The organism is Pseudomonas sp. NPDC096950 (genome assembly GCF_044762525.1).
Taxonomy (GTDB): Bacteria; Pseudomonadota; Gammaproteobacteria; order Pseudomonadales; family Pseudomonadaceae; genus Aquipseudomonas.
Window position 1 is genome coordinate 78,736 of sequence record NZ_JBIWEL010000013.1, and the last position, 21,750, is coordinate 100,485.

Here is a 21,750-nt window from a genome sequence, read left to right on the forward strand (position 1 = left end):
AAGCGCCAAAGGATATACGCCCTCGCTCGTCTAAGAGTAAAACCCTTACACAATTTCACACAGCGCCTACAAAGCTTCACCGCTACCCTCGTCGCCTCCCCGTAGGATGCTGGGGGTCATTATTGGGGTAACTACATGTCAAAGAATCTGCTTGCCACGCTCAGCCTGCTTGCACTGGCGTTGACACTGAGCGCTTGTGACAAGTCCTCGACCGCCGAAGAAGCGGCGCCGCTGGCCACCGTGCGGGTCGAAACCATCGAAGCGCGGCCTCTGTCGATCAGCAGCGAACTCAGCGGGCGCATCGCCGCGCCACGGATTGCCGAAGTCCGCGCCCGGGTGGCCGGTGTCGTGCTGCAGCGTACTTTCCGCGAAGGCAGCGACGTGAAACAGGGCGACGTACTGTTTCGCATCGACCCGGCGCCATTCAAGGCCGACCTGGACAGCGCCGAAGCGGCGTTGCGCAAGGCCGAAGCCAACGCGTTCCAGGCCAAGCTGCAAGAGCAGCGCTATTCGCAGTTGATCGAAGGCAATGCCATCAGCGGCCAGGACTACGACAACGCCCGGGCCAATGCCCGGCAAACCGCCGCTGAAGTGTCCGCCAACAAGGCCGCCGTGGCGCGGGCGAAGCTGAACCTGGGTTACGCCACCGTCACCGCGCCGATTTCCGGACGCGTCGGCCGTGCCCTGGTCACCGAAGGCGCGCTGGTCGGACAGAACGAAACCACGCCGCTGGCGTTGATCCAGCAACTGAACCCGATCCACGCTGACCTGACCCAGTCGACCCGTGAACTCAACGACCTGCGCCGGGCCTTCCGCTCCGGACAATTGCAGCAGGTAGGCCAGGATCAGGCCAAGGCCACGTTGATCCAGGATGACGGCAGCCTTTACCCGCTGCCGGGCAAGCTGCTGTTCGCAGAGATTTCCGTAGATCCCGGCACCGGGCAGATCATCCTGCGCAGCGAATTCCCCAACCCGGACCTCGACTTGTTGCCCGGCAGCTTCGTGCGGGTGCGCATCGAGCAAGCGGTCAACCAGCAAGGCATCAGCGTGCCGCAACGGGCGATCCAGCGTGACAGCGCCGGCGTTGCCCAAGTGCTGCTGCTCGACGCCGATCAGCGTGTAGGCCTGCAACCGGTGCAATTGGGCGCGGTGCAGAACGATCGCTGGATCGTCAGCGGCGGCCTCAAGCCCGGCGACCGTATCGTCACCGAAGGCCTGCAACACGCCAAGCCCGGCGAGAAAGTCCAGATCGACGACACCCCTCTTCCACTTGCCCAGGTTTCTGGTCAGTAAGCAGGACGCTTTTTTATGCCGCAGTTCTTTATCGACCGCCCGGTGTTTGCCTGGGTGGTCGCGTTGTTCATCCTGCTGGCCGGTGCCCTGGCCATTCCGCAGTTGCCGGTGGCGCAGTACCCCGATGTCGCGCCGCCGCAGATCGAAATCAACGCCACGTACCCTGGTGCCTCGGCGCAAACCATCGACGAAAGCGTGGTCAGCCTGATCGAGGAAGAGCTCAACGGCGCCGATCACCTGCTGTATTTCGAATCCCAAAGCAGCCTCGGTAGCGCCACCATCAAGGCCACGTTCCAACCGGGCACCAACCCGGAAATGGCCCAGGTGGACGTGCAAAACCGTCTTAAAGTTATCGAGTCGCGCCTGCCCCAATCTGTGAACCAACAGGGGTTGTCGGTGGAGAAAGTCTCCTCGGGTTTCCTGTTGCTGATCACCCTGACCTCCAACGACGGCAAGCTCGACGACGTGGCGCTCAGCGATTACCTGGCGCGCAACGTGATGAACGAGATCAAGCGCTTGGACGGCGTCGGCAAAGCGCAACTGTATGGCGCCGAACGGGCCATGCGGATCTGGATCGACCCGCGCAAGCTGATTGGCTTCAACCTCACACCTGCCGATGTGAACGCCGCCATCGTCGCGCAGAACGCCCAGGTGTCCGCCGGCAGCATCGGCGACTTGCCAACCCGCAGCACCCAGGAAATCACTGCGACCATCGTGGTGAAGGGCCAGTTGTCGACGCCGGAAGAATTCGCCGACATCGTGCTCAAGGCCAATGCCGACGGTTCCACGGTGCGCATCAAGGATGTGGCGCGGGTCGAGATCGGCAGCCAGGAATACCAGTTCGGCACCCGCCTGAACGGCAAGCCGTCCACCGCCGTCGGCGTGCAGTTGTCGCCGGGGGCCAATGCCCTGAGCACCGCCACCGCCGTGCGGGCGAAGATGGATGAACTGTCGCGCTACTTCCCGGCCAACGTCGAATACAAGATCCCGTACGACACGTCGCCGTTCGTGAAGGTTTCGATCACCAAAGTGGTCTACACCCTCGGCGAGGCGATGTTGCTGGTGTTTGCGGTGATGTTCCTGTTCCTGCAAAACATCCGCTATACGCTGATCCCGACCCTGGTGGTTCCGGTAGCGTTGATGGGCACCTTTGCGACCATGCTCGCGCTGGGTTTCTCGATCAACGTGCTGACCATGTTCGGCATGGTGCTGGCCATCGGCATTCTGGTGGACGACGCGATTGTGGTGGTGGAGAACGTCGAGCGGATCATGGTTTCCGAGGGGCTGTCGCCCAAGGAAGCCACGCGCAAGGCGATGAAACAGATCACCGGCGCGATCATCGGCATCACCCTGGTGCTGGTGGCGGTGTTTATTCCGATGGCGTTCATGCAGGGTTCGGTCGGGGTCATTTACCAGCAGTTCTCGCTGTCCATGGCCACCTCCATCCTGTTCTCGGCGTTCCTCGCCCTGACCTTGACGCCCGCGCTGTGCGCCACGCTGCTCAAGCCGATCGCCAAGGGCGAGCACCACGAAAAGGGTGGTTTCTTCGGCTGGTTCAACCGCCGCTTCGAACAACTGACCGTGCGTTATCAGGGCTGGGTCGCCTATGCGCTGAAACGCACCGGGCGTTACCTGTTGATCTACGGCGTGCTGCTGATCGGGCTGGGCCTGTGTTTCAGTCGCCTGCCCTCCTCGTTCCTGCCGGTGGAAGACCAGGGTTACACCATCACCGACATTCAACTGCCGCCGGGCGCGAGCAAGAACCGCACGGTGCAAGTGGTCGAGCAGATCGAAAAGCACAACGCCAAGGAGCCCGGCGTCGGTGACAGCACGGTGATTCTCGGTTTCAGCTTCTCCGGCAGCGGGCAGAACGCGGCACTGGCGTTTACCACGTTGAAGGATTGGTCCGAGCGCAGCAGCGATGACTCGGCCAGCTCGATCGCCGACCGCGCCAACATCGCCCTGAGCCAGATCAAGGACGCCATGGTGTTCGCCGTGTTGCCGCCTCCGGTGGATGGCCTCGGCACCTCCAGTGGTTTCGAGTTCCGTTTGCAGGATCGCGGCGGCCTCGGCCATGCCACACTGATGCAGGCGCGCACGCAGTTGCTGGCGGCGGCGGAGAAAAGTCCGATCCTGATGAACGTGCGCGAAAGCGCCCTGGCCGAAGCGCCGCAAGTGCAACTGGAAGTCGACCGTAAACAGGCCAACGCGCTGGGGGTTTCGTTTGCCGATGTTGGTAGCGTGTTGTCCACGGCGGTCGGCTCGGCCTACATCAATGACTTCCCCAATCAGGGGCGGATGCAACGCGTGGTGGTTCAGGCCGAAGGCGACCAGCGCAGTCAGGTCGAGGATCTGCTGAAGATCAACGTACGCAACAGCGCAGGGAAAATGGTGCCACTGTCGGCCTTCGTTCAGGCCAAGTGGACCCAGGGCCCGGCGCAGTTGACCCGCTACAACGGCTACCCGGCCATCAGCATTTCCGGCGAACCCAAACCGGGCCACAGCACCGGCGAAGCCATGGCGGAGATCGAGCGGCTGGTAGCGCAAGGCCCGGCGGGATTGGGTCAGGAATGGACGGGGTTGTCGCTGCAGGAGCGTTTGTCCGGCAGTCAGGCGCCGATTCTGCTCGGGTTGTCGCTGCTGATCGTGTTCCTGTGCCTGGCGGCGTTGTATGAGAGCTGGTCGATTCCGACTTCGGTGTTGCTGGTGGTGCCGCTCGGCGTGCTCGGCGCGGTGCTGGCGGTGACCTTGCGCGGGATGCCTAACGACGTGTTCTTCAAGGTCGGGCTGATCACCATCATCGGTCTGTCGGCGAAGAATGCGATCCTGATCATCGAATTCGCCAAGAGCCTGTACGACGAAGGCCACGACCTGATCGACGCCACGCTGCAAGCTGCGCGCCTGCGGTTGCGGCCGATTGTCATGACGTCGCTGGCGTTCATCCTCGGCGTGGTGCCCCTGGCGATTGCCACCGGGGCCAGCTCGGCGAGCCAGCAAGCCATTGGCACCGGGGTGATCGGCGGGATGATCACCGCGACATTGGCGGTGCTGTTTGTGCCGGTGTTTTTTGTGGTGGTGATGAAACTGGTGGGCAAGCGCCACAAAGACATCTAAGCCACACCACGGAACCCTGTGGGAGCGGACTTGCTCGCGAATGCGGTGTGTCAGGCAAATAAGTGCTGACTGACACGACCCCTTCGCGAGCAAGCCCGCTCCCACATTGGATCGCGTCGTTATCTCGTCTGTGGTCATAACCCGCCCCGCTGGGCTAAGGTGTTGCAAAGCCCTGACCCATCGAGCCTCCATGCCCCTCCTCGCCCGCACCCACCCTCGCCTGTCCGCCGCTGCCACGCTCGGCATCGCAGTGGGCATTCTGGCTCCGGCCGATTCGATCATCAGCAAAATCCTCATCGGCTGGAACGCCGGGGTCTGGACTTACCTGATCCTGATGTTCTGGCTCGCCGCCCGCGCCAAGGCCCCGGACGTCAAGCGTATCGCCGAGGTCGAAGACGAAAACGCCGGGCTGGTGTTGTTCGTGGTGTGCATCGCGGCGATTGCCAGTCTCGCGACCATCACCTTCGAACTGGCCGGCAGCAAAGACCTGGAAACCTCGCGCAAGCTGCTGCATTACGCCTTCACCGCCGCCACCGTGATTGGCTCATGGCTGCTGATCGGGGTGATTTTCTGCGTGCACTACGCCCGCCTGTTCTACACCTGGGACGGCAAGGAACCGGCATTGCGTTTCGCCGAAGGCCTGACCACCCCCAATTACTGGGACTTCCTGTACTTCTCGTTCACCATCGGCGTGGCCGTGCAGACGGCGGATGTCGGCGTGGCTACCCGGGGTATTCGCAAGATTGTGCTGGCGCAATCGTTGATCGGTTTTCTGTTCAACACGGCGATTCTCGGGTTTTCGATCAACATCGCCGCCGGACTTTTCAGCTGAACGCTGCACAAACGTTCTAGGCAACCATCGTAGAGCGGGCGTTAAATAAGTCGGCAATCCGTCTCACAGGTGCAGCATGAGCCCGCATAACTGGATCGACCTGGCCCAGGACGCCGACACCGGCATCGAGACCCTGCGCGCGCATTTCGAGGGCCACGCCTACGACCCGCATTGGCACGACAGTTACCTGGTGGGCGTCACCGAGCAAGGCGTGCAGCAATTCAACTGCCGCCGGGCCCGACACCAAAGCACGCCGGGCAAGGTGTTCCTGCTGGAACCCGGCGACATCCATGACGGCGAAGCGCCCAACGCGGACGGCTTCACCTACCGCATGCTCTACCTCGATCCGCATTGGCTGGAGCGGGAATTGGTCGAGTTGTTCGAAGACGCCCCACTCAACAGCCAATTGAGCTTCGCCAACACCCTGACCAGCGACCCGCAACTGGCCCAGGCCACCAGCCTGGCGTTCCAGACCTTGCACGGTGGCGAACTGAAGATCGTCCGTCAGACCGCCCTCGACGGCTTGCTTGAACACCTGACCCGCCATCTGCACTGGCGCACCCGCTACGGCGAAGACCCGCGCCTGCCACTGGTGGCGCAAAAGGCCCGGGAATACCTGCACGCCAACGCGCATCTCGACATTGGCCTCGATCAGCTGGCCGCCGCTACCGGCGTGGATCGCTTCCGCCTGACCCGTGCATTCAAGGCTGCCTACGGTCTGGCGCCCCACGCCTATCTGGTGCAACTGCGCCTCTCCAAGGCCCGGCGCATGCTCGCCAGCGGCTTTCAGCCGGCGGCGGTGGCGATGGAGTTGGGGTTTGCCGATCAGAGTCACTTGGGGCGCTGGTTTGTCCGGGCTTATGGGCTGACGCCAGCGATGTACCGCAAGCGCTGCTCAAATCTTCCAGACGCGTGACCCTCGGCTTGTGAAGATCGAAGCCATCGATCATTCAATGGAGCTCAAGGTCATGTTGTCCACCTTCCCCACCCTGTTACCGTTTTTGTTGTTTGCGTTTGTCGCGTCCATTACCCCGGGGCCGACCAATATTCTGGTGCTCAGCAATAGCGCTCGTTATGGATTCAGGGCTGCGTTGCCGATTGTTTTTGGTGCGTGCGCCGGTGCGGCGACCCTCGTTTTGCTGGTGGGATGTGGACTCGGAGAGACGTTCAATCGATTTCCCTTGCTGCGTAGTTTCCTGCAATGGGGAGGCGTGGTTTGGTTGAGCTACCTGGCTTGGCAAATCTATCAGGCACCTGCCAAGGCTTTTGAGCTCGACACCCAAGCCAGCAATGATCCGCGCTTGGGTTTATGGGGCGCGGCCTGCCTGCAATTGATCAATCCCAAAACATGGACGATGGCACTGGCGGTGGTGAGTGTGTTTGCCGTGAGAGGGGATCAACAGATGATTCATACGCTGTTCTTATCGATATTGTTTTTCTTGGTGTCCATTCCTTGCCTCGGACTATGGGCAGCGTTGGGCAGTGGTTCAGTTCGGCTTCTTGAGTCACCCAAAGCCGTTCGTCGCTTCAATCGCTGTCTAGCTTTACTGCTGCTGGGATCTGCCTGGCTCAGCGTGATCGTAGGATCTCGATAAAACGCTTATTTCATATAAATTATTGCTATTAAACAACGCTCTGAACACAAAGCAAGTTTCACAAATACGTAGGCCTGTAAACTGTAAACTATGACAGTTTACAGCCTCCTTGAATCGCGATTTGATGGCACTACCCATAGCTCGGAGAGAACTCTGGGGCCACCGTTCCTCTTGCGATATTAATTGTGGAGACTCTATTCATGAGCGCAGCACAGAAACTAGACTTTTCTCAAGCACGGAAATCCGTGCTCAATAACTCTTTCAGCGCATCGATCGACAGAAACATACCGATCCATTTTAATGCGACTTTCTCCCGGATCGATTACCCCCAGGAAGGTGAACCTCCGCGCTGGACCATTGAGGCGCGTTACCGAGACAGTCAGAGCAATCATATCAAGTCGATTCGAATCATCTTCTTCAAAGACCCTGTTGATGATGCGCCTCACAAAGTGACGGATGACTTCAAGATCATTTACGCCAACACGGAAGAAGACCCGCCATCAGAGTACTCGGCAACATTAGCGATGATTTCCATTTCATTCAACTCCGCCAACCAGACCATCAAAGGCGAAATCAGTGCAACGGTCACGGACGGACTGGTCGATCCGAGGTTTCATGACGTTAATGCTGAATTCGATCTTGTAGCGCAGTAGCAAACCAACCTTGATCAAGCTTCCATGGAGTAACGGCCCATAAAAAAGGAAGCGTAAGCTTCCTTTTTTATATTGCGGCGCGAGTCAATCAACTAGAAGTTAACACTGAAGCCAGCACTGACATTGTAGTCTTGATTAACTGTTTTACTTCGGCTCGACCCACCCTCAACGAACAGTTGAACTCCTCGCGGCAACGCCCAATTGACGCCTCCCGCCCATTCCACACTGGTCGTCGAGCTGTCGTTATTAAAATTGCTATCGTTGACGCTAACTTCGTTGTTTTTTATGAACTCATGGCCAACAGCGACGCGCAGGCGAGGTTGTAATTTCTGACCGTTACCCAGGTCGATCTCTCTGCCCGCATACAACCCACCCTTCGCTACCAGTGAACGAGTCAACTCACTGTCTACATCAAGACCATTGTCCAGCGTGTAGTGATCGCCCGACACAACGGCGGCGCTCACTTGGGCAAAAGGAGCCCAAAAGAATCCATTGCCAAACTCGCTTTGCTTACCGATTTCGAGTGACCCGCTCAGGCCATAGTTATCGTAGCCGCCTCGAGTACGAACGCCATCACTCATGCTGACTTTGAGATCATTGTCGAAGCGATTGATTTTGGTAACGGCATCCACGTAAAAACCGCTTTGAGCGTCAAATTTTGTAGCGTATGCGCCTACAGAATAACTATCGACCGTACCTGAACTGCCACGCTTCAAGTCCAGGCTGGTTTTGCTGTAGCCGACCATCCCGCCGACCAACCAGTCACTGTCTCCCAACGCTGTATCGGCCCCGATGACCAGCCCCTGCTGGGTCTGACTGTAACCATCGCCATATGCATTCTCGACGCTATATCGATTGCCGTAAGTTCGAGTCCACAACCCTGGTTTTGCGCCGGTCAGGCGACGGTCCCCCATACGTGTGTTGAGCAAGGTGTTTTCGGCGTAAATGATGGTTGGCGCGGTATTGGCGATGGCCAGAACCGATTGAGTACTGGTGCTGACCTGAGCATCTGGTCGCAGAAACCAACCATTATCGTCTTCGAACAGCTTGTAGGTGAATGCACCCGCATCAACGGCATTGCGTAACGAAAATCGAGCATCGCCGCTGGCAACTTTTACCACCTGGATCGGTTGATCGTCAGCCGGCTTGCTCCCGGTAGCGCTGACCAACAATTCATGGGTGCCGGTCGCTGTTCCCGTGACATTCAAGAAGTCGGTCTGACGGCTGCCAAAATCGGTAGCCATGGAAAAGGTACCATTGCCCGACAAGTTGACGACGTCAAGTTTGTAGAAAGTGGGACCAGGCGCAAGGTCTACCGTGCCTCCCGCCAGGGTAAGGTTGTTCACTGTGTTACTGCCAGTCATCACCCACGTCGAATGATTGATAGCAAAGTCAGTGACGTTTTCCACGCCTCCGGTGAACACCGATCCGTTGTCGAGTACCACGCGCGCGCTCCCTGCGGGGTCACCATTGAAGTTCCCGTTGAATGCACTTTGATTGTCGAGCCTCAGATCGGCGACGTTGAGCAAGTCACCTGTCAGGGATGCGTTATTGCGCAATAACACGTTTGTAGGACTGCCGGACTCGACATCCACGTTGCCCTGCAGCGAGCTGTTATCCACGGTGAAGTTCACCGCAGCCCCCCCGGCCACCTCCAGAATCGTACCGTTGCCGCCTTTGAGGGTCGAGCCGTTGCGCGCCTCGATAATCAGCGAGCCCAATGGATTGTTTTCCAGGTCGGCAATGATTGCCGATCCGGTTTTTCCTTCAACGCTTGAGTTGTCCAGAACCAGTTTGCTGACCTGTTCGTTGTCGCCATCGGGCTGGAACGTCACGCCGTTAAGGCCGCCGATGATTTTTGACCCTGCACTTGCATTCGCCTGGCCGCCCAACAAACCAAGTCCAAAACTTGAAGCACCTGTGCCTTCGATCGTCGTATTGCTTAAGTTCAGCGTGCTAAAGGCAGTCACCACAGCCCCCCCGGAGGTCCCTTGGACGGTACTGTCCAAGAGCGTTACCTGTGAGCCTGTTTCGGTCGAGGTGAAACGCACTGCCTGCAAGCCAAACTGGAGTCCTGAAACGGTGCTATTTGAAATATTCGCGTTGCTATTAGCCAGCGTCAACGTCGTGAACCCGTCCGTGCCGGTGACTGTCGCACCGTCAAGGTTAACTGTGCCACCGTTGGCCGCCTCAATTTGCCGGGTTTGGCCACCATTTACATTCAGCGTGCCACCCTCGATTGTGATGTCCAGGGTCTGCGCCCCATTGACCGTTAGCGTTGCGTCGGGAGAAATCTGCCAGCTTTCTACAGCCGGCGAAGGTGAAATGCTTTCAGTTTCACCTGGATTTAGAAATCGGGCTTGTGCTTGGGGCAACACCAAAAAAAGGACGGCAAATGACGGATACCGCCACTTGGTGTCCTTCGTTAATTGCAATAAGGGGAGCCTGTTTGTCCACATGTTAAATCACCGCAACTGTCTATTTTGAAATGGGCCGGCTTGACGAACTCCCTCGGAAAGGTCTCATCAGAGGGCGGCTAGCCTATCGATTGCAATGAGGACCGAATGTAGGAAAAATCTGCCACTTCGGTGGAATTTGGTGTTTTGATTAGTAGGAAAAATCGCCCGACACGTGCGTGAGTACGCCACGACAACGTCGTCAACTCGTTGCCGTGGCAAACACATCCCAATTAAACTATGCCTCTTCGCAATACTCACCGCGTGCATTGACTAGGTAGATGGAGCTGGTGAACTCCTCAGACGGATAAAGCGTGCCATTGATATTGACCTCATACCAAACCTTCCAGTACCCCAGGTATGTACCCGGAGGATCAGGAATTACAGCTGGAGGCGGCTCGGGAATATTCCTGATAAACGGATTATAAGGTTGAAGCACCATTTCAAAACCATCGGCAGGTTCAGTTCCGACAATGACATGCGGTGCCGATGACGTATATGCCGTACCGGGTGAAGGAACACTCATAGCCGCATCTCTATACCCTTGGGCGCGGAGTGTAACTTCGCGCCCCAGTAACAGGTGCGTGGTGTCACCTGGGATTGTGACTACTGCTCCAAAGTTTGGCGCTGTTAGATCACTGCACAGTATTACGTTATCGCCTGGGAATTCCCGCTCGATCGATGGCGGCTCGAGCTCAATGACTATTGCATTGTTTGTTACCGGTTGAATCGGTGAAGGGTTTTCGTTAACACCTCCAATGTCGGAAACAAAATACTGAAGTGCTATACCCGGTCCAAATCCACCATTATTAATCAACACCCAAGGCAGTGGGATATCTACCGTCGTTTGGCCATCAGTTAAAAATACAGGGCCGAATCGTTGACCTGCATACTCGGCAAATATCTGTTGCCCTGCTTTAACAGGCTTATCAACATCCGTCCAGAGAGCAATGGTTACCGTTGCGTCCTTGTTATAGTCTGCCGGTTCCAAGATGTCATCCACTGCGGTGCTGGTGATGTGCGGTGCATTCAGTTCGTTGTTGACGGGCGCCGGGTCTACCGGGTTCACCGGTCCTGGATAGTAAATATTTGAAAAAATATCTCTGCTTGAACGGCTAATTTCATCACTACCACGAAATAAAATGCATTCCACCTTCACAGGGACATCAGTTTCCGTATCGGAACCATCTTTATAGTAATCTGCAAAAATTTTATCAAAGGGCACCGGCGTGATCAGCGGGTCATGAGTAAGGAATGGAAATTCACCCAAATTTTCAGCATTCCACATAAATCTGACTTCATCGGTAGACAGAATTTCATCTACCCTTTTCAGTTCAATCGTAACGCCACCCGGTTCGCGGCAATCTTTGATATCGATTAATTGATCAGTCGCATCTCGTGCCAAAGGGATAATGGGAGGCTCGAGTACGGGAAGCGGCGCAAACCTGATGCCCAACCCCTGTGCGGCTGAGAGTGCGCTTACGTTACCGGGCTCATCATTAATTATGTAATAGGCATATACAGCATCCGGACTGATAGCTCTTACGTCTACAACTGGAACCGTAAAGGTCCCGGTACCAATAGGCCCTTCCCAAAGCGGACGCTCAGGGTTGGTGAGCGAGTAAGTCCTGCTGATATAGAACCTGAGATGATCGGCAGGTAACGGATTCTGGTAGGTCATTGGAACAGTCACCACCATGCCACCCGGGTTGCGGCCAATGAAAGCATCGTCAATAAGATTGCCAGCCGATAAGGTAGGCAACGTTGCCTGTGGCGGCCGTGCTTTTGGCCCTCCCGGAGCAGCCTGATACGGAGCTCTACGGTCGATAATGACGGTCGTTGTATCTGATCTCCAGAAGTTACCAACGGCCGGTCTAGCCCGATATTCAACATCCCAACTGGTTGGGGTCGCCGGCGGATTGTCTTCGACCAGTTCGTCGGCCGGGATATAGGAAGATGTATATTCGGGAGGCCGCGCGGCTATTGGACCGGCAAAGAAAAAGAAAACTTCCTTCCAGTTTGAAGCCGCGGTGCCAGTCCTTTTGATATGGATAGAGACCCGATCATTCTCGTCCTGGATTGGCCAGATAGGAAGAATAGCTTGTAAGCGAGCACCGGCCCCGAGTTTGCTGACATACACTCGTCTGTCGGTAGCGCTAATTATATCGGGGATTCGCGGCGGGGGACCGGCCGTAACGCCACTGGACTGACTCCGATGTAACTCTCTATCAATTTCTGCCACTTCTTGCTTTGCGTTCATTACAATTCTCCATCACCATTACATTAATAGAGTTTTAACATTGTTTACCTTGCAAACAAATACCATGCCGATAACTACGGCACATTTTCAGCTACAGCAGTTGCCAATATCAACTATCAGGAAGGTCCGCACGGCACTCCTGACTGCATACGATCAATCTTTACAATTTTTTGCGGGGCTTCACCAATAAATACTCCTCTTCTCCGGATTTTATAGGACACCCCCATGGAATCGTTATCGATCATTGGCCGTACATACGGAATGAAGGGGATAGGCGTTGGTTCGAATCCGTCCGCATTTCTTGCATCCGCATCAGTCAATGTATAGGTGAACTCGCCTTGAGTTCCTTCAATGAAATATTCTTCACCACCATTCAATGAGGTGTAGCCTCGGCTGAAGTAAACACACTCATCGCCAGCCTGCAAACTTTGAAAAGGGATATTTAGATAAACACCGAACCAGATTGGCCGCTTAGTTTCACAGTTCAAATACCCCCAAACTGTTGCATCGGGGAAACGCGCCTGTAATAGTCTGGGCAATGGAATAACACTGTGATCAATAGTCAGCTTTTTTTCTACCGATAAAAGCGGGTTTCCCGGTATAGCACGCACTCTATACCAAAGATATGCAACACCATCGTCCTGGAGCAAACTGACATCGATTGGAATCAGAAATTCAGTATCGGTAATCGGCCCACTTTTCCGCTCTTGGAAGATCGTGGTTGTTATGCCATTCCGCCGCCAGTAGACGGTTAACTCATCTGTTTCGCCAGGTTCATCGGCATATATAGGCCACCTTTTGATTCTTGCCTGCCCGCCATTCAAAAGCACTTCCGCTGGAAGTTTTCCGTCGGGATCGCTCTCAGGCACACCATCTACTGTAGGGGGGTCGGCAAGCAAAATACCTTCAGAGTCTTCGTTACTGCCCGATAACGACATATCTGCCTCCCCTTGAATATATTGAGTACAGTTTTAGGTTTCTGTTGAAGTAAATTAAAAGCCGAAAAAACGGCCTTTTCTACTGTCATATCTGACAGGTTTATGGACCGTTTGTCGGTTTGATCGCAGTTTTGTATAAACGACTGATGTGCCAGGGCTTGACGAACAAGTAACTTTTGGCGCTCACTGAAACCGGTTTCATAAGCTTGTTTCGAAGGTATAGAAAAATAAGGTCCACCACCGTGAACGATTTCTCCGCCGCCCAGCGCAGCCGCGTCACCATGCTCGATGTTGCCAAACACGCCGGCGTGTCCAAGGCCAGCGTGTCGCGCTTTATCGGTGACGACCGCACCCTGCTCTCCGATGCCATCGCCCAGCGCATAGAGCAGGCCATCAGCGAGTTGGGCTACCGCCCCAACCAGATGGCCCGTGGCCTCAAACGCGGGCGAACCCGCCTGATCGGCATGCTGGTGGCTGATATCCGTAACCCTTATTCGATTGCCGTGATGCATGGCGTGGAAACCGCGTGCCGGCGCCACGGCTACAGCCTGGTGGTGTGCAACACTGATCGCGACGACGAGCAGGAACGCCAGCACCTGGCGCTGTTGCGCTCGTACAACATCGAAGGCTTGATCGTGAATACCTTGGGCCATCACCGCGATGAACTGCGCGAACTGCATCGGGAAATGCCGCTGGTGTTGGTGGACCGTAAGGTCGAGCAGCTCGAGAGTGATCTGGTGGGCCTGGATAATCCGGCCGCCGTTGAAATGGCCCTCGCCCATCTGGAAGAACGCGGTTACCGCGATGTGTTGCTGGTGACTGAACCGTTTGACGGCACCAGTTCGCGGATTGAGCGGGTAAGCAGTTTCAACGCGCAGATCTCGCAGCGTTCGGCGCTAAAAGGGGCCGTGATCGAAACTGGCAGCGACCTGACTGCACATTTGAAAACCTTCCTCGACGCCCCCGGCCCGGGGCCAAAAGCGTTGTTCTGTGCCAACGGTATTGCTGCGCTGGCCAGCACCCATGCGTTGCGCGAGCTGGGCTGCAAGCTGTTCGAGGATATCGGGCTGATTGCCCTGGATGATCTGGATTGGTATCCGTTGGTGGGCAGCGGGATCACCGCCCTCGCCCAGCCGACGGCGGAGATTGGCGCGAGTGCGTTTGAGTGTTTGCTCAAGCGTTTGCGTGGGGATGTCGGGGCAGTGCGGACGGTGGATTTTGCGGCACGGTTGGTGGTGCGTGGGTCTACCGTTGGGAATTTGCGGTGATTGTGCGGGCCTCTTCGCGAGCAGGCTCGCTCCCACATTTGGAATGCGTTCACCTGTGGGAGCGAGCCTGCTCGCGAAGAGGCCCTAAAGAACACCGCAACAGTCGATCCTTTTTTTTGAACAAAAATGAAACCGGTTTCAGAGGTAGATAACAATGAATAAACCACCCGTTTCCATCAGCCTGTCGAGCTACGGCGCCGATCTGGTCCGTCAGCGCGGCCAAGGCAGTTTCGTCGATCTGTTGGCCGCCGCCGGCGCCACGCGCATTGAATGGCGCGAAGAGCTACTGACTCATGAAGAACCGACGCAACTGGCCGACGCCACTCAAGCCCGAGGCCTGGAAAGTGTGTATTCCTCGCCCATGGAACTGTGGCGGGCCGGTCAATCGAGACCCAATCCCGAACTGCTCCCGACCTTGCAACGGGCCCAGGCCTTCGGCGCCAAGTGGCTGAAAGTCTCCCTCGGTTATTTCACCGACAATAACGATCTTCAAGCGTTGGCCCGGTTGCTGACCCAGAGCCCCGTGCATCTGCTGGTGGAAAACGACCAGACCTTGCACGGCGGGCGCATCGAGCCGTTCCAGCGTTTCTTCGCCGACGTCGAGCAGCACAACCTGCCGATCAAGATGACTTTCGACATCGGCAACTGGCAATGGCAGGACCAGTCCGCCGCCACCGCCGCACGTGCGCTTGGCCGGCATGTCGGTTATGTGCATTGCAAAGCGGTGGCGCGCCGGGCCGACGGCAAACTGGTGGCGATGCCGCCGAGCGCCGCCGACCTGCATCTGTGGGAACAACTGCTGCGGCACATGGCCCAAGGCGTAATGCGGGCGGCGGAATATCCGCTGCAAGGCAACGACCTGGTGCAACTGACCACCGAACACGTCGCCGCCCTCGCCCGCCTCGGTCAATCACGGTTGGAGAACGCGCATGTCTGAGATCGATATCCTGTCGTTCGGCGAAACCATGGCGATGTTCGTGGCCGAGCAGAGCGGTGATCTGGCGGCGGTCGGGCAGTTTCACAAACGCATTGCCGGCGCCGACAGCAACGTGGCGATCGGACTGTCGCGGTTGGGCTTCAACGTTGCCTGGTTGAGCCGGGTCGGGGCTGATTCCCTGGGGCGTTTCGTGATCGATACGCTGGAGAAAGAAGGCCTCGACTGCCGCAATGTCGCTATCGATTCGGCGCATCCAACCGGTTTTCAGCTCAAGTCCCGCACCGACGATGGCAGCGATCCGGTGGTCGAGTATTTCCGTCGTGGTTCGGCGGCCAGTCACTTGTCGGTGCAATCAATCACTGCCGAACTGTTGAACGCCCGGCATTTGCACGCCACCGGCATTCCACCGGCGCTCTCCGCCAGCGCCCGGGAAATGTCCGTTGAATTGATGACCCGCATGCGCGAGGCCGGACGCAGTGTGTCCTTCGACCCGAACCTGCGCCCGAGCCTATGGGCCAGCGAGCAGCAGATGATCACCGAGATCAACCGCCTCGCCGCCCTCGCCCACTGGGTGCTGCCGGGGTTGAGCGAAGGTCGCTTGCTCACCGGTTTTGAAGACCCGGCGGACATCGCGGCGTTTTACCTCGATCAAGGGGCGGAAGCGGTGGCGATCAAGCTCGGGCCCCACGGGGCTTATTACCGCACGCATCTGGATCAGGGGTTTGTGGCTGGCGTGCCGGTGCAAACCGTCGTGGATACAGTGGGCGCTGGCGATGGCTTTGCCGTCGGCATGATCAGCGCTTTGCTGGAAAACCTCAGTTTTGCCGAAGCCGTGCAGCGCGCCAACTGGATTGGCAGCCGTGCGGTGCAGAGTCGGGGGGATATGGAGGGGTTGCCCACTCGACCTGAATTATCGGCTGAATTTGAAACCGCCATTCGCGAGCAAGCCCGCTCCCACATTGGAATGCGTTCACCAGTGGGAGCGGGCTTGCCCGCGAAGAGGCCCGCCCAGTCAGTGAAGATTTAGACCGTTACCTGCTGCGACAAAAACAACAAGCTCAGGAGCACCATCATGAAAACCGCAACACTCGCCGCCCGCCGCTGGTGGTACATCATGCCCATCGTGTTTATCACCTACAGCCTGGCGTACCTGGACCGCGCCAACTACGGGTTCGCCGCCGCCTCCGGGATGGCCGAAGACCTGATGATCACCCCAGGCCTGTCGTCGATGCTCGGTGCGCTGTTCTTCCTCGGCTACTTTTTCTTCCAGGTGCCGGGGGCGATCTATGCCCAGAAGCACAGCGTGAAGAAACTGATTTTCGTCAGCCTGATCCTCTGGGGCGGCCTCGCCACCCTGACCGGGATCGTCTCCAACGCCTATTGGCTGATCGTCATCCGCTTCATGCTCGGCGTGGTCGAAGCCGCGGTGATGCCGGCGATGCTGGTCTATCTGTGCCACTGGTTCACCCGTGCCGAACGCTCCCGGGCCAATACGTTCCTGATCCTCGGCAACCCGGTGACCATGCTCTGGATGTCGGTGGTGTCCGGGTATCTGGTGCAGCATTTCAGCTGGCGCTGGATGTTTATCGTCGAAGGGTTGCCGGCGGTGCTCTGGGCGTTTATCTGGTGGCGTCTGGCTGATGAGCGGCCGGCGCAAGCCAAGTGGCTCAGCGACCAGGAGAAACAGGATCTGGAAAGCGCCCTGGCCGCCGAACAGGTTGGCATCAAAGCGGTGAAGAACTACGCCGAAGCTTTCCGCTCGCCGAAAGTCATCGTGCTGGCCTTGCAGTTTTTCTGCTGGAGCATTGGCGTCTACGGTTTCGTGCTGTGGCTGCCGTCGATCCTCAAGGCCGGTTTGCAGATGGACATGGTCGAAGCCGGCTGGCTGTCGGCGTTGCCTTATCTGGCGGCGGTGATCGGCATGCTCGCGGTGTCCTGGGGCTCGGACAAATTGCAGAAGCGCAAACGCTTCGTCTGGCCACCGCTGTTGATCGCTTCGATTGCGTTCTATGGTTCCTACGCCTTGGGGGCGGAGCATTTCTGGTGGTCCTACACCTTGCTGGTGATCGCCGGGGCCTGCATGTATGCGCCTTACGGGCCGTTCTTTGCGATCGTCCCGGAAATCCTCCCCGCCAATGTTGCCGGTGGCGCCATGGCGCTGATCAACAGCATGGGCGCCCTCGGCTCGTTTGGCGGTTCCTATCTGGTCGGTTACCTGAACAGCACCACCGGTTCGCCCGGCGCTTCGTATCTGTTGATGAGCGGCGCGCTGATGCTTTCGGTGGTGCTGACGATTTTCCTCAAGCCCGGCGCCAGTGACCGGGTCGTGGCCAACGCCGCTGTAAAACGGCCGGTGCCCGCTCACCCATGAATTGAAGTTGAGACGATGACGATGAAGAAGCAGGTTGTGCTGTACAAGAAACTCTCGCCGTTGCTGATGGCCCGTTTGCATGAACAGGTTGAAGTGACCCTGATCGACAGCCTCGATGCCGAAGGACTCGCCAAGTTGCGTGCTGCCCTGCCCCGGGCCCACGGCTTGCTCGGTGCCAGCCTGAAACTCGACGCGGCATTACTCGATCTGGCGCCAAATCTGGAAGCGATTGCCAGCGTCTCGGTGGGCGTCGATAACTACGACATCGATTACCTGACCGAACGACGGATCCTGCTCAGCAACACCCCGGACGTACTCACCGAAACCACCGCCGACACCGGTTTCGCGTTGATCCTCGCCACCGCGCGGCGCGTGGTGGAACTGGCGAACATGGTTCGCGCCGGTCATTGGCATCGCAACATCGGCCCAGCGCAGTTCGGCACTGATGTGCACGGTAAAACCCTGGGCATCATCGGCATGGGCCGCATCGGCGAAGCGCTGGCCCAGCGCGGGCATTTCGGTTTTGGCATGCCGGTGATCTATCACAGCCATTCGCCGAAACCGGCGGTGGAGCAGCGTTTCGATGCGCAATACCGCAGCTTGTCGACGCTGTTGCAGGAGGCGGATTTCGTCTGCCTTACCTTGCCGTTGACTGCGGAAACCGAAGGCTTGATCGGCGCCGAACAGTTTGCCTTGATGCGCCCGGAAACGATCTTCATCAATATTTCCCGGGGCAAGGTAGTGGACGAAGCGGCGTTGATCCGGGCCCTGCGTGAAGGACAGATTCGCGCCGCCGGGCTGGATGTGTTCGAGCGTGAACCGCTGAACCATGATTCGCCGTTGATGCAGTTGAACAATGTGGTGGCAACGCCGCACATTGGCTCGGCGACGAATGAAACGCGGGAAGCGATGGCCCGTTGTGCGGTGGACAACCTGCTGATGGCGTTGGCGGGTGAGCGGCCGGTGAATCTGGTGAATGTTGGGGCGTGGAAGGCCTGAGCCATTTGCCGCCTGTGAGGGCGTCTTCGCGAGCAAGCCCGCTCCCACAGTGGATCTCGGTCATACACAAAATTTGTGTCCACTGAAGATCCCTTGTGGGAGCGGGCTTGCTTGCGAAGAGGCCGGCCCAAACACTGCAAATCTTTCAGGCCCGCCGCGCTTCCAGAAGATCCGCCGCACACAGCGCAATCCGTCGACACGCATCCGCCAGTTTTACCTGATCCACCACCAGGCCAATCCGGATATGCCCCGCCACGCTCGGCCCAAAGGCTTCACCCGCCAGCACCGATACGCCATAGCCTTCCAGCAACCGCTCGGCAAACCGTTGGGCGCAGAGCCCGGTCTGGCGCACATCGACCATCACAAACATCCCGCCATCGGGTTTGATCGGGCGGACGCCCAGGCAATTGCTCAACCGCGCACACACCAGATCCCGGCGCTGGCGGTACTCCTCGCGCATTTGCGCCACTTCCGGCAGATCCCGGTCCAGCGCGACTTGCGCGGCTTTCTGCACGAAATCCGGAATACCAAACAACATGCACAGCGACAGGTGCACCAGGTGTTCGGTCAGGGGCTTGGGACCGATCACCCACCCGATCCGCCAGCCGCTCATGGCGTGGGATTTGGACAAACTGTTGAGGGTCGCGGTGCGCTCGGCCATACCCGGCAAACTCGCCGGGCTGATGTGTTCGCCTTCGTACAGCAAGTCGCTGTAAACCTCGTCGCTGATCAGCCATAAATCGTGACGAACGCACAGCGCCGCCAGTTCCTGCCAGATCTTCAAGGACAGGCTGGCGCCGGAAGGATTGTTCGGGCTATTGAGCAGGATCACGCGAGTCCTGGGTGTGATCAGTGCCGCGACATCCACCGGATCCACCCGAAAACCATTCTCCGGACGTACCGCCACCGGCATCACTTTGGCGCCGCAGGCACCCAACACGCCTTCATACGTGACATACATCGGTTCGGCGACGATCACCTCATCGCCCGGATCGAGCAGGCACTGCGCCACCGAGTACACCGCACATTGCGCCCCCGGCAACACGATCACATGCTCGGCATCCACCGCTTGACCACTGCGTCGCCGATGACGGCTGGCAATGCTGGTGCGCAGCGCCCGGGTGCCGCGCACGTCCGAATAATGAGTGTCGCCGGCCAACAAACTGTCGATGGCCGCCTGGACGATAGGCTTGGGTGTGTCGAAGTCCGGATCGCCCACCGACAGGAGCAGCACATCAACCCCCTGCTCGCGCATCTCCAGCGCTCGATCATGAATCTGCCAGGCTGCCGCTCCGTCACCGGCAATGCGTTGGGTCAAGGCTGAATAGCGCATGTACTTCTCCTGTCGCGCGTGCTCCAGTCTCAACCCTATCTCAAATTACAAAACGCGCCACCATCGCATTCAAATCCACCGCCAATCGCGACAGTTCGTGGGTGGCGGCGCTGGTCTGGTTGGCGCCGGCCGCAGACTGGGTGGCGAGGTCGCGAATGTTGACCAGGTTGCGGTCCACTTCGCGAGACACCTGGGCCTGTTCTTCGGAGGCGCTGGCGATCACCAGGTTGCGCTCGTTGATCAGGTGGATCGACTGGGTGATCTGCTCCAGAGCGACACCGGCGGCGCGGGCCATTTCCAGGGTGCTTTGGGTGCGCTGGTTGCTTTGTTGCATCGAGGACACCGCTTCGCCGGTGCCGTTTTGAATCCCGGCGACCATTTTTTCGATTTCCTGGGTCGATTGCGCGGTGCGATGGGCCAATGCCCGAACCTCGTCCGCCACCACCGCAAAACCACGCCCGGCTTCACCGGCACGGGCAGCTTCGATCGCGGCGTTGAGGGCCAGCAGGTTGGTTTGTTCGGCGATGGCGCGGATCACGTCCAATACCTTGCCGATGTCACGTCCCTGGGCCGCCAGGCCTTCGATCATCACCGAGGTGTTTTGCACGTCGTGGGTCATGGTCTGGATCGCGTCAACGGTTTCCACCACACGGTTGCGACCTTCGCGCGCCGCTTGGGTCGACTGGTTCGAGGCTTCGGACGTCGACACCGCGTTGCGCGCCACTTCTTCCACGGCGGCGGTCATTTCATTCACCGCCGTGGCGGCCTGTTCGATTTCGTTATTCTGTTTTTGCAGGCCACGGGAGGCTTCTTCGGTGACCGTGCTGAGCTCTTCGGCGGCAGCCCCCAGCTGGGTGGCGGAGCCGGCGATTTGCTCGATGGTTTTGCGCAGGTTGTCCTGCATGGCGGACAAGGCGCCCAGCAAACGGGACGCTTCGTCCTTGCCGTCGACTTCGATGGTTTTGGTCAGGTTGCCACCGGCAATGGTTTCGGCCGCCTGCACAGCGCGGTTCAACGGCGTGACGATGCTGCGGGTCAGCAGCCAGGCCAGCAGTACGGTCATCAGCGCAGCCACCACCGACACCGCGATGATGCCGTTCACCGCTGTCTGGTAATTGTCTTCAGCAACAAGCCCGGCCGCTTTGGCGCCGTCAGTGTTGAACGCCACCAGTTTGTTGAGCTGTTCGCCCATCAGGTCGGTGCCTTCCTTGATCCGGGTGTTGATCAAGGCACGCATCTCATCGACTTTGTTCTGGCGCGACAGGTCCATCATCTCGCGCTGGGCTTGCATGTAATTGTCGAGGGTGGTGCTGAACACCTTGTACAGCGCCTTTTCATCCGGACCGGCCGGCAACTCGGCATAGGCGGCCTGGGCCTTGCGGGCCTTGTCGGTGAGCACGCCAATGCGGGTTTCGGCTTCCTGCAGGCTGGCCGGCTCGCGGTTGACCAGAATGCGGAACGAGAGAATGCGCATACGCAGGATATTTTCGGTGACATTGCCCAGGAAACTCACGCTGGGCAGTTGGGTGCTGCCCATGTCGACCGAGGACTGGCGGATGATCGACATGCGGTTGACCGCAAACACACCCAGCACAATCACCAGCAAGGCGATGAAAGCAAAACCCAGGAACGCTCGAGGCGCGATATTCAGATTACGCAGGGACATAGGATGATTCTCGGGTGGGTGAGCGTCGAAGCATC

The 21,750-nt window shown here is 58.1% G+C and carries 16 protein-coding genes; 11 read left to right on the forward strand and 5 right to left on the reverse strand.

Features of this window, described 5'->3' with window-relative positions; genetic code table 11:
- The first annotated feature begins 135 nt into the window (after positions 1-135).
- From ACIQY3_RS20060 to ACIQY3_RS20085, 6 genes are all read left to right on the forward strand, one after another.
- Complete coding sequence (locus ACIQY3_RS20060; protein WP_403022495.1) at positions 136-1,293, forward strand: efflux RND transporter periplasmic adaptor subunit; 1,158 nt, start codon at positions 136-138, stop codon at positions 1,291-1,293.
- A gap of 15 nt (positions 1,294-1,308) precedes the next feature.
- Positions 1,309-4,407 (forward strand): multidrug efflux RND transporter permease subunit, encoded by a 3,099-nt coding sequence (locus ACIQY3_RS20065; protein ID WP_403022498.1) that lies wholly within the window; start codon positions 1,309-1,311, stop codon positions 4,405-4,407.
- 190 nt (positions 4,408-4,597) lie between these two features.
- A complete protein-coding gene (locus ACIQY3_RS20070; protein WP_054050623.1) occupies positions 4,598-5,239 on the forward strand; it encodes a DUF1345 domain-containing protein in 642 nt (213 codons plus the stop codon).
- Positions 5,240-5,315: 76 nt separating this feature from the next.
- Positions 5,316-6,155, forward strand: coding sequence for an AraC family transcriptional regulator (locus ACIQY3_RS20075; protein ID WP_403022502.1), 840 nt, complete (start codon positions 5,316-5,318; stop codon positions 6,153-6,155).
- 52 nt (positions 6,156-6,207) lie between these two features.
- The gene (locus tag ACIQY3_RS20080; RefSeq protein ID WP_403022760.1) at positions 6,208-6,834 is read left to right on the forward strand and encodes a LysE family translocator; all 627 of its coding nucleotides are present in this window, start codon (positions 6,208-6,210) and stop codon (positions 6,832-6,834) included.
- A 200-nt stretch (positions 6,835-7,034) separates the two neighbouring features.
- Positions 7,035-7,487, forward strand: a complete 453-nt coding sequence (locus tag ACIQY3_RS20085) for a hypothetical protein (RefSeq protein ID WP_403022505.1) — start codon at positions 7,035-7,037, stop codon at positions 7,485-7,487.
- Positions 7,488-7,579: 92 nt separating this feature from the next.
- Here the strand turns inward: ACIQY3_RS20085 and ACIQY3_RS20090 are convergent, their stop codons facing one another.
- From ACIQY3_RS20090 to ACIQY3_RS20100, 3 genes are all read right to left on the reverse strand, one after another.
- Positions 7,580-9,922 (reverse strand): autotransporter outer membrane beta-barrel domain-containing protein, encoded by a 2,343-nt coding sequence (locus tag ACIQY3_RS20090; RefSeq protein ID WP_403022508.1) that lies wholly within the window; start codon positions 9,920-9,922, stop codon positions 7,580-7,582.
- Between the two features lie 259 nt (positions 9,923-10,181).
- Positions 10,182-12,203 (reverse strand): hypothetical protein, encoded by a 2,022-nt coding sequence (locus tag ACIQY3_RS20095; RefSeq protein WP_403022511.1) that lies wholly within the window; start codon positions 12,201-12,203, stop codon positions 10,182-10,184.
- A gap of 116 nt (positions 12,204-12,319) precedes the next feature.
- On the reverse strand, positions 12,320-13,141 hold the full coding sequence (locus ACIQY3_RS20100) for a hypothetical protein (RefSeq protein ID WP_403022514.1): 822 nt from the start codon (positions 13,139-13,141) through the stop codon (positions 12,320-12,322).
- A gap of 242 nt (positions 13,142-13,383) precedes the next feature.
- Here ACIQY3_RS20100 and ACIQY3_RS20105 point away from each other — a divergent pair, with 242 nt between their 5' ends.
- The 5 genes from ACIQY3_RS20105 to ACIQY3_RS20125 all read left to right on the forward strand — a co-directional run bounded on the left by ACIQY3_RS20105 (position 13,384) and on the right by ACIQY3_RS20125 (position 18,716).
- Positions 13,384-14,409 (forward strand): LacI family DNA-binding transcriptional regulator, encoded by a 1,026-nt coding sequence (locus ACIQY3_RS20105; RefSeq protein WP_403022517.1) that lies wholly within the window; start codon positions 13,384-13,386, stop codon positions 14,407-14,409.
- A gap of 154 nt (positions 14,410-14,563) precedes the next feature.
- Complete coding sequence (locus ACIQY3_RS20110; RefSeq protein WP_403022520.1) at positions 14,564-15,346, forward strand: sugar phosphate isomerase/epimerase family protein; 783 nt, start codon at positions 14,564-14,566, stop codon at positions 15,344-15,346.
- Positions 15,339-16,373, forward strand: a complete 1,035-nt coding sequence (locus ACIQY3_RS20115) for a sugar kinase (RefSeq protein WP_403022522.1) — start codon at positions 15,339-15,341, stop codon at positions 16,371-16,373. The genes ACIQY3_RS20110 and ACIQY3_RS20115 overlap by 8 nt, the downstream gene beginning before the upstream one ends.
- 45 nt (positions 16,374-16,418) lie before the next feature.
- Positions 16,419-17,717: an MFS transporter gene (locus tag ACIQY3_RS20120; RefSeq protein WP_403022526.1), complete on the forward strand. Its 1,299-nt coding sequence runs from the start codon at positions 16,419-16,421 to the stop codon at positions 17,715-17,717.
- 21 nt (positions 17,718-17,738) lie between these two features.
- Complete coding sequence (locus ACIQY3_RS20125; protein ID WP_403022531.1) at positions 17,739-18,716, forward strand: NAD(P)-dependent oxidoreductase; 978 nt, start codon at positions 17,739-17,741, stop codon at positions 18,714-18,716.
- 145 nt (positions 18,717-18,861) lie between these two features.
- Here ACIQY3_RS20125 and ACIQY3_RS20130 read toward each other — a convergent pair whose 3' ends face one another.
- Positions 18,862-20,049, reverse strand: coding sequence for a pyridoxal phosphate-dependent aminotransferase (locus ACIQY3_RS20130; RefSeq protein WP_403022534.1), 1,188 nt, complete (start codon positions 20,047-20,049; stop codon positions 18,862-18,864).
- Positions 20,050-20,089: 40 nt separating this feature from the next.
- The gene (locus ACIQY3_RS20135) at positions 20,090-21,715 is read right to left on the reverse strand and encodes a methyl-accepting chemotaxis protein (protein ID WP_403022537.1); all 1,626 of its coding nucleotides are present in this window, start codon (positions 21,713-21,715) and stop codon (positions 20,090-20,092) included.
- Between the last annotated feature and the right edge of the window lie 35 nt (positions 21,716-21,750).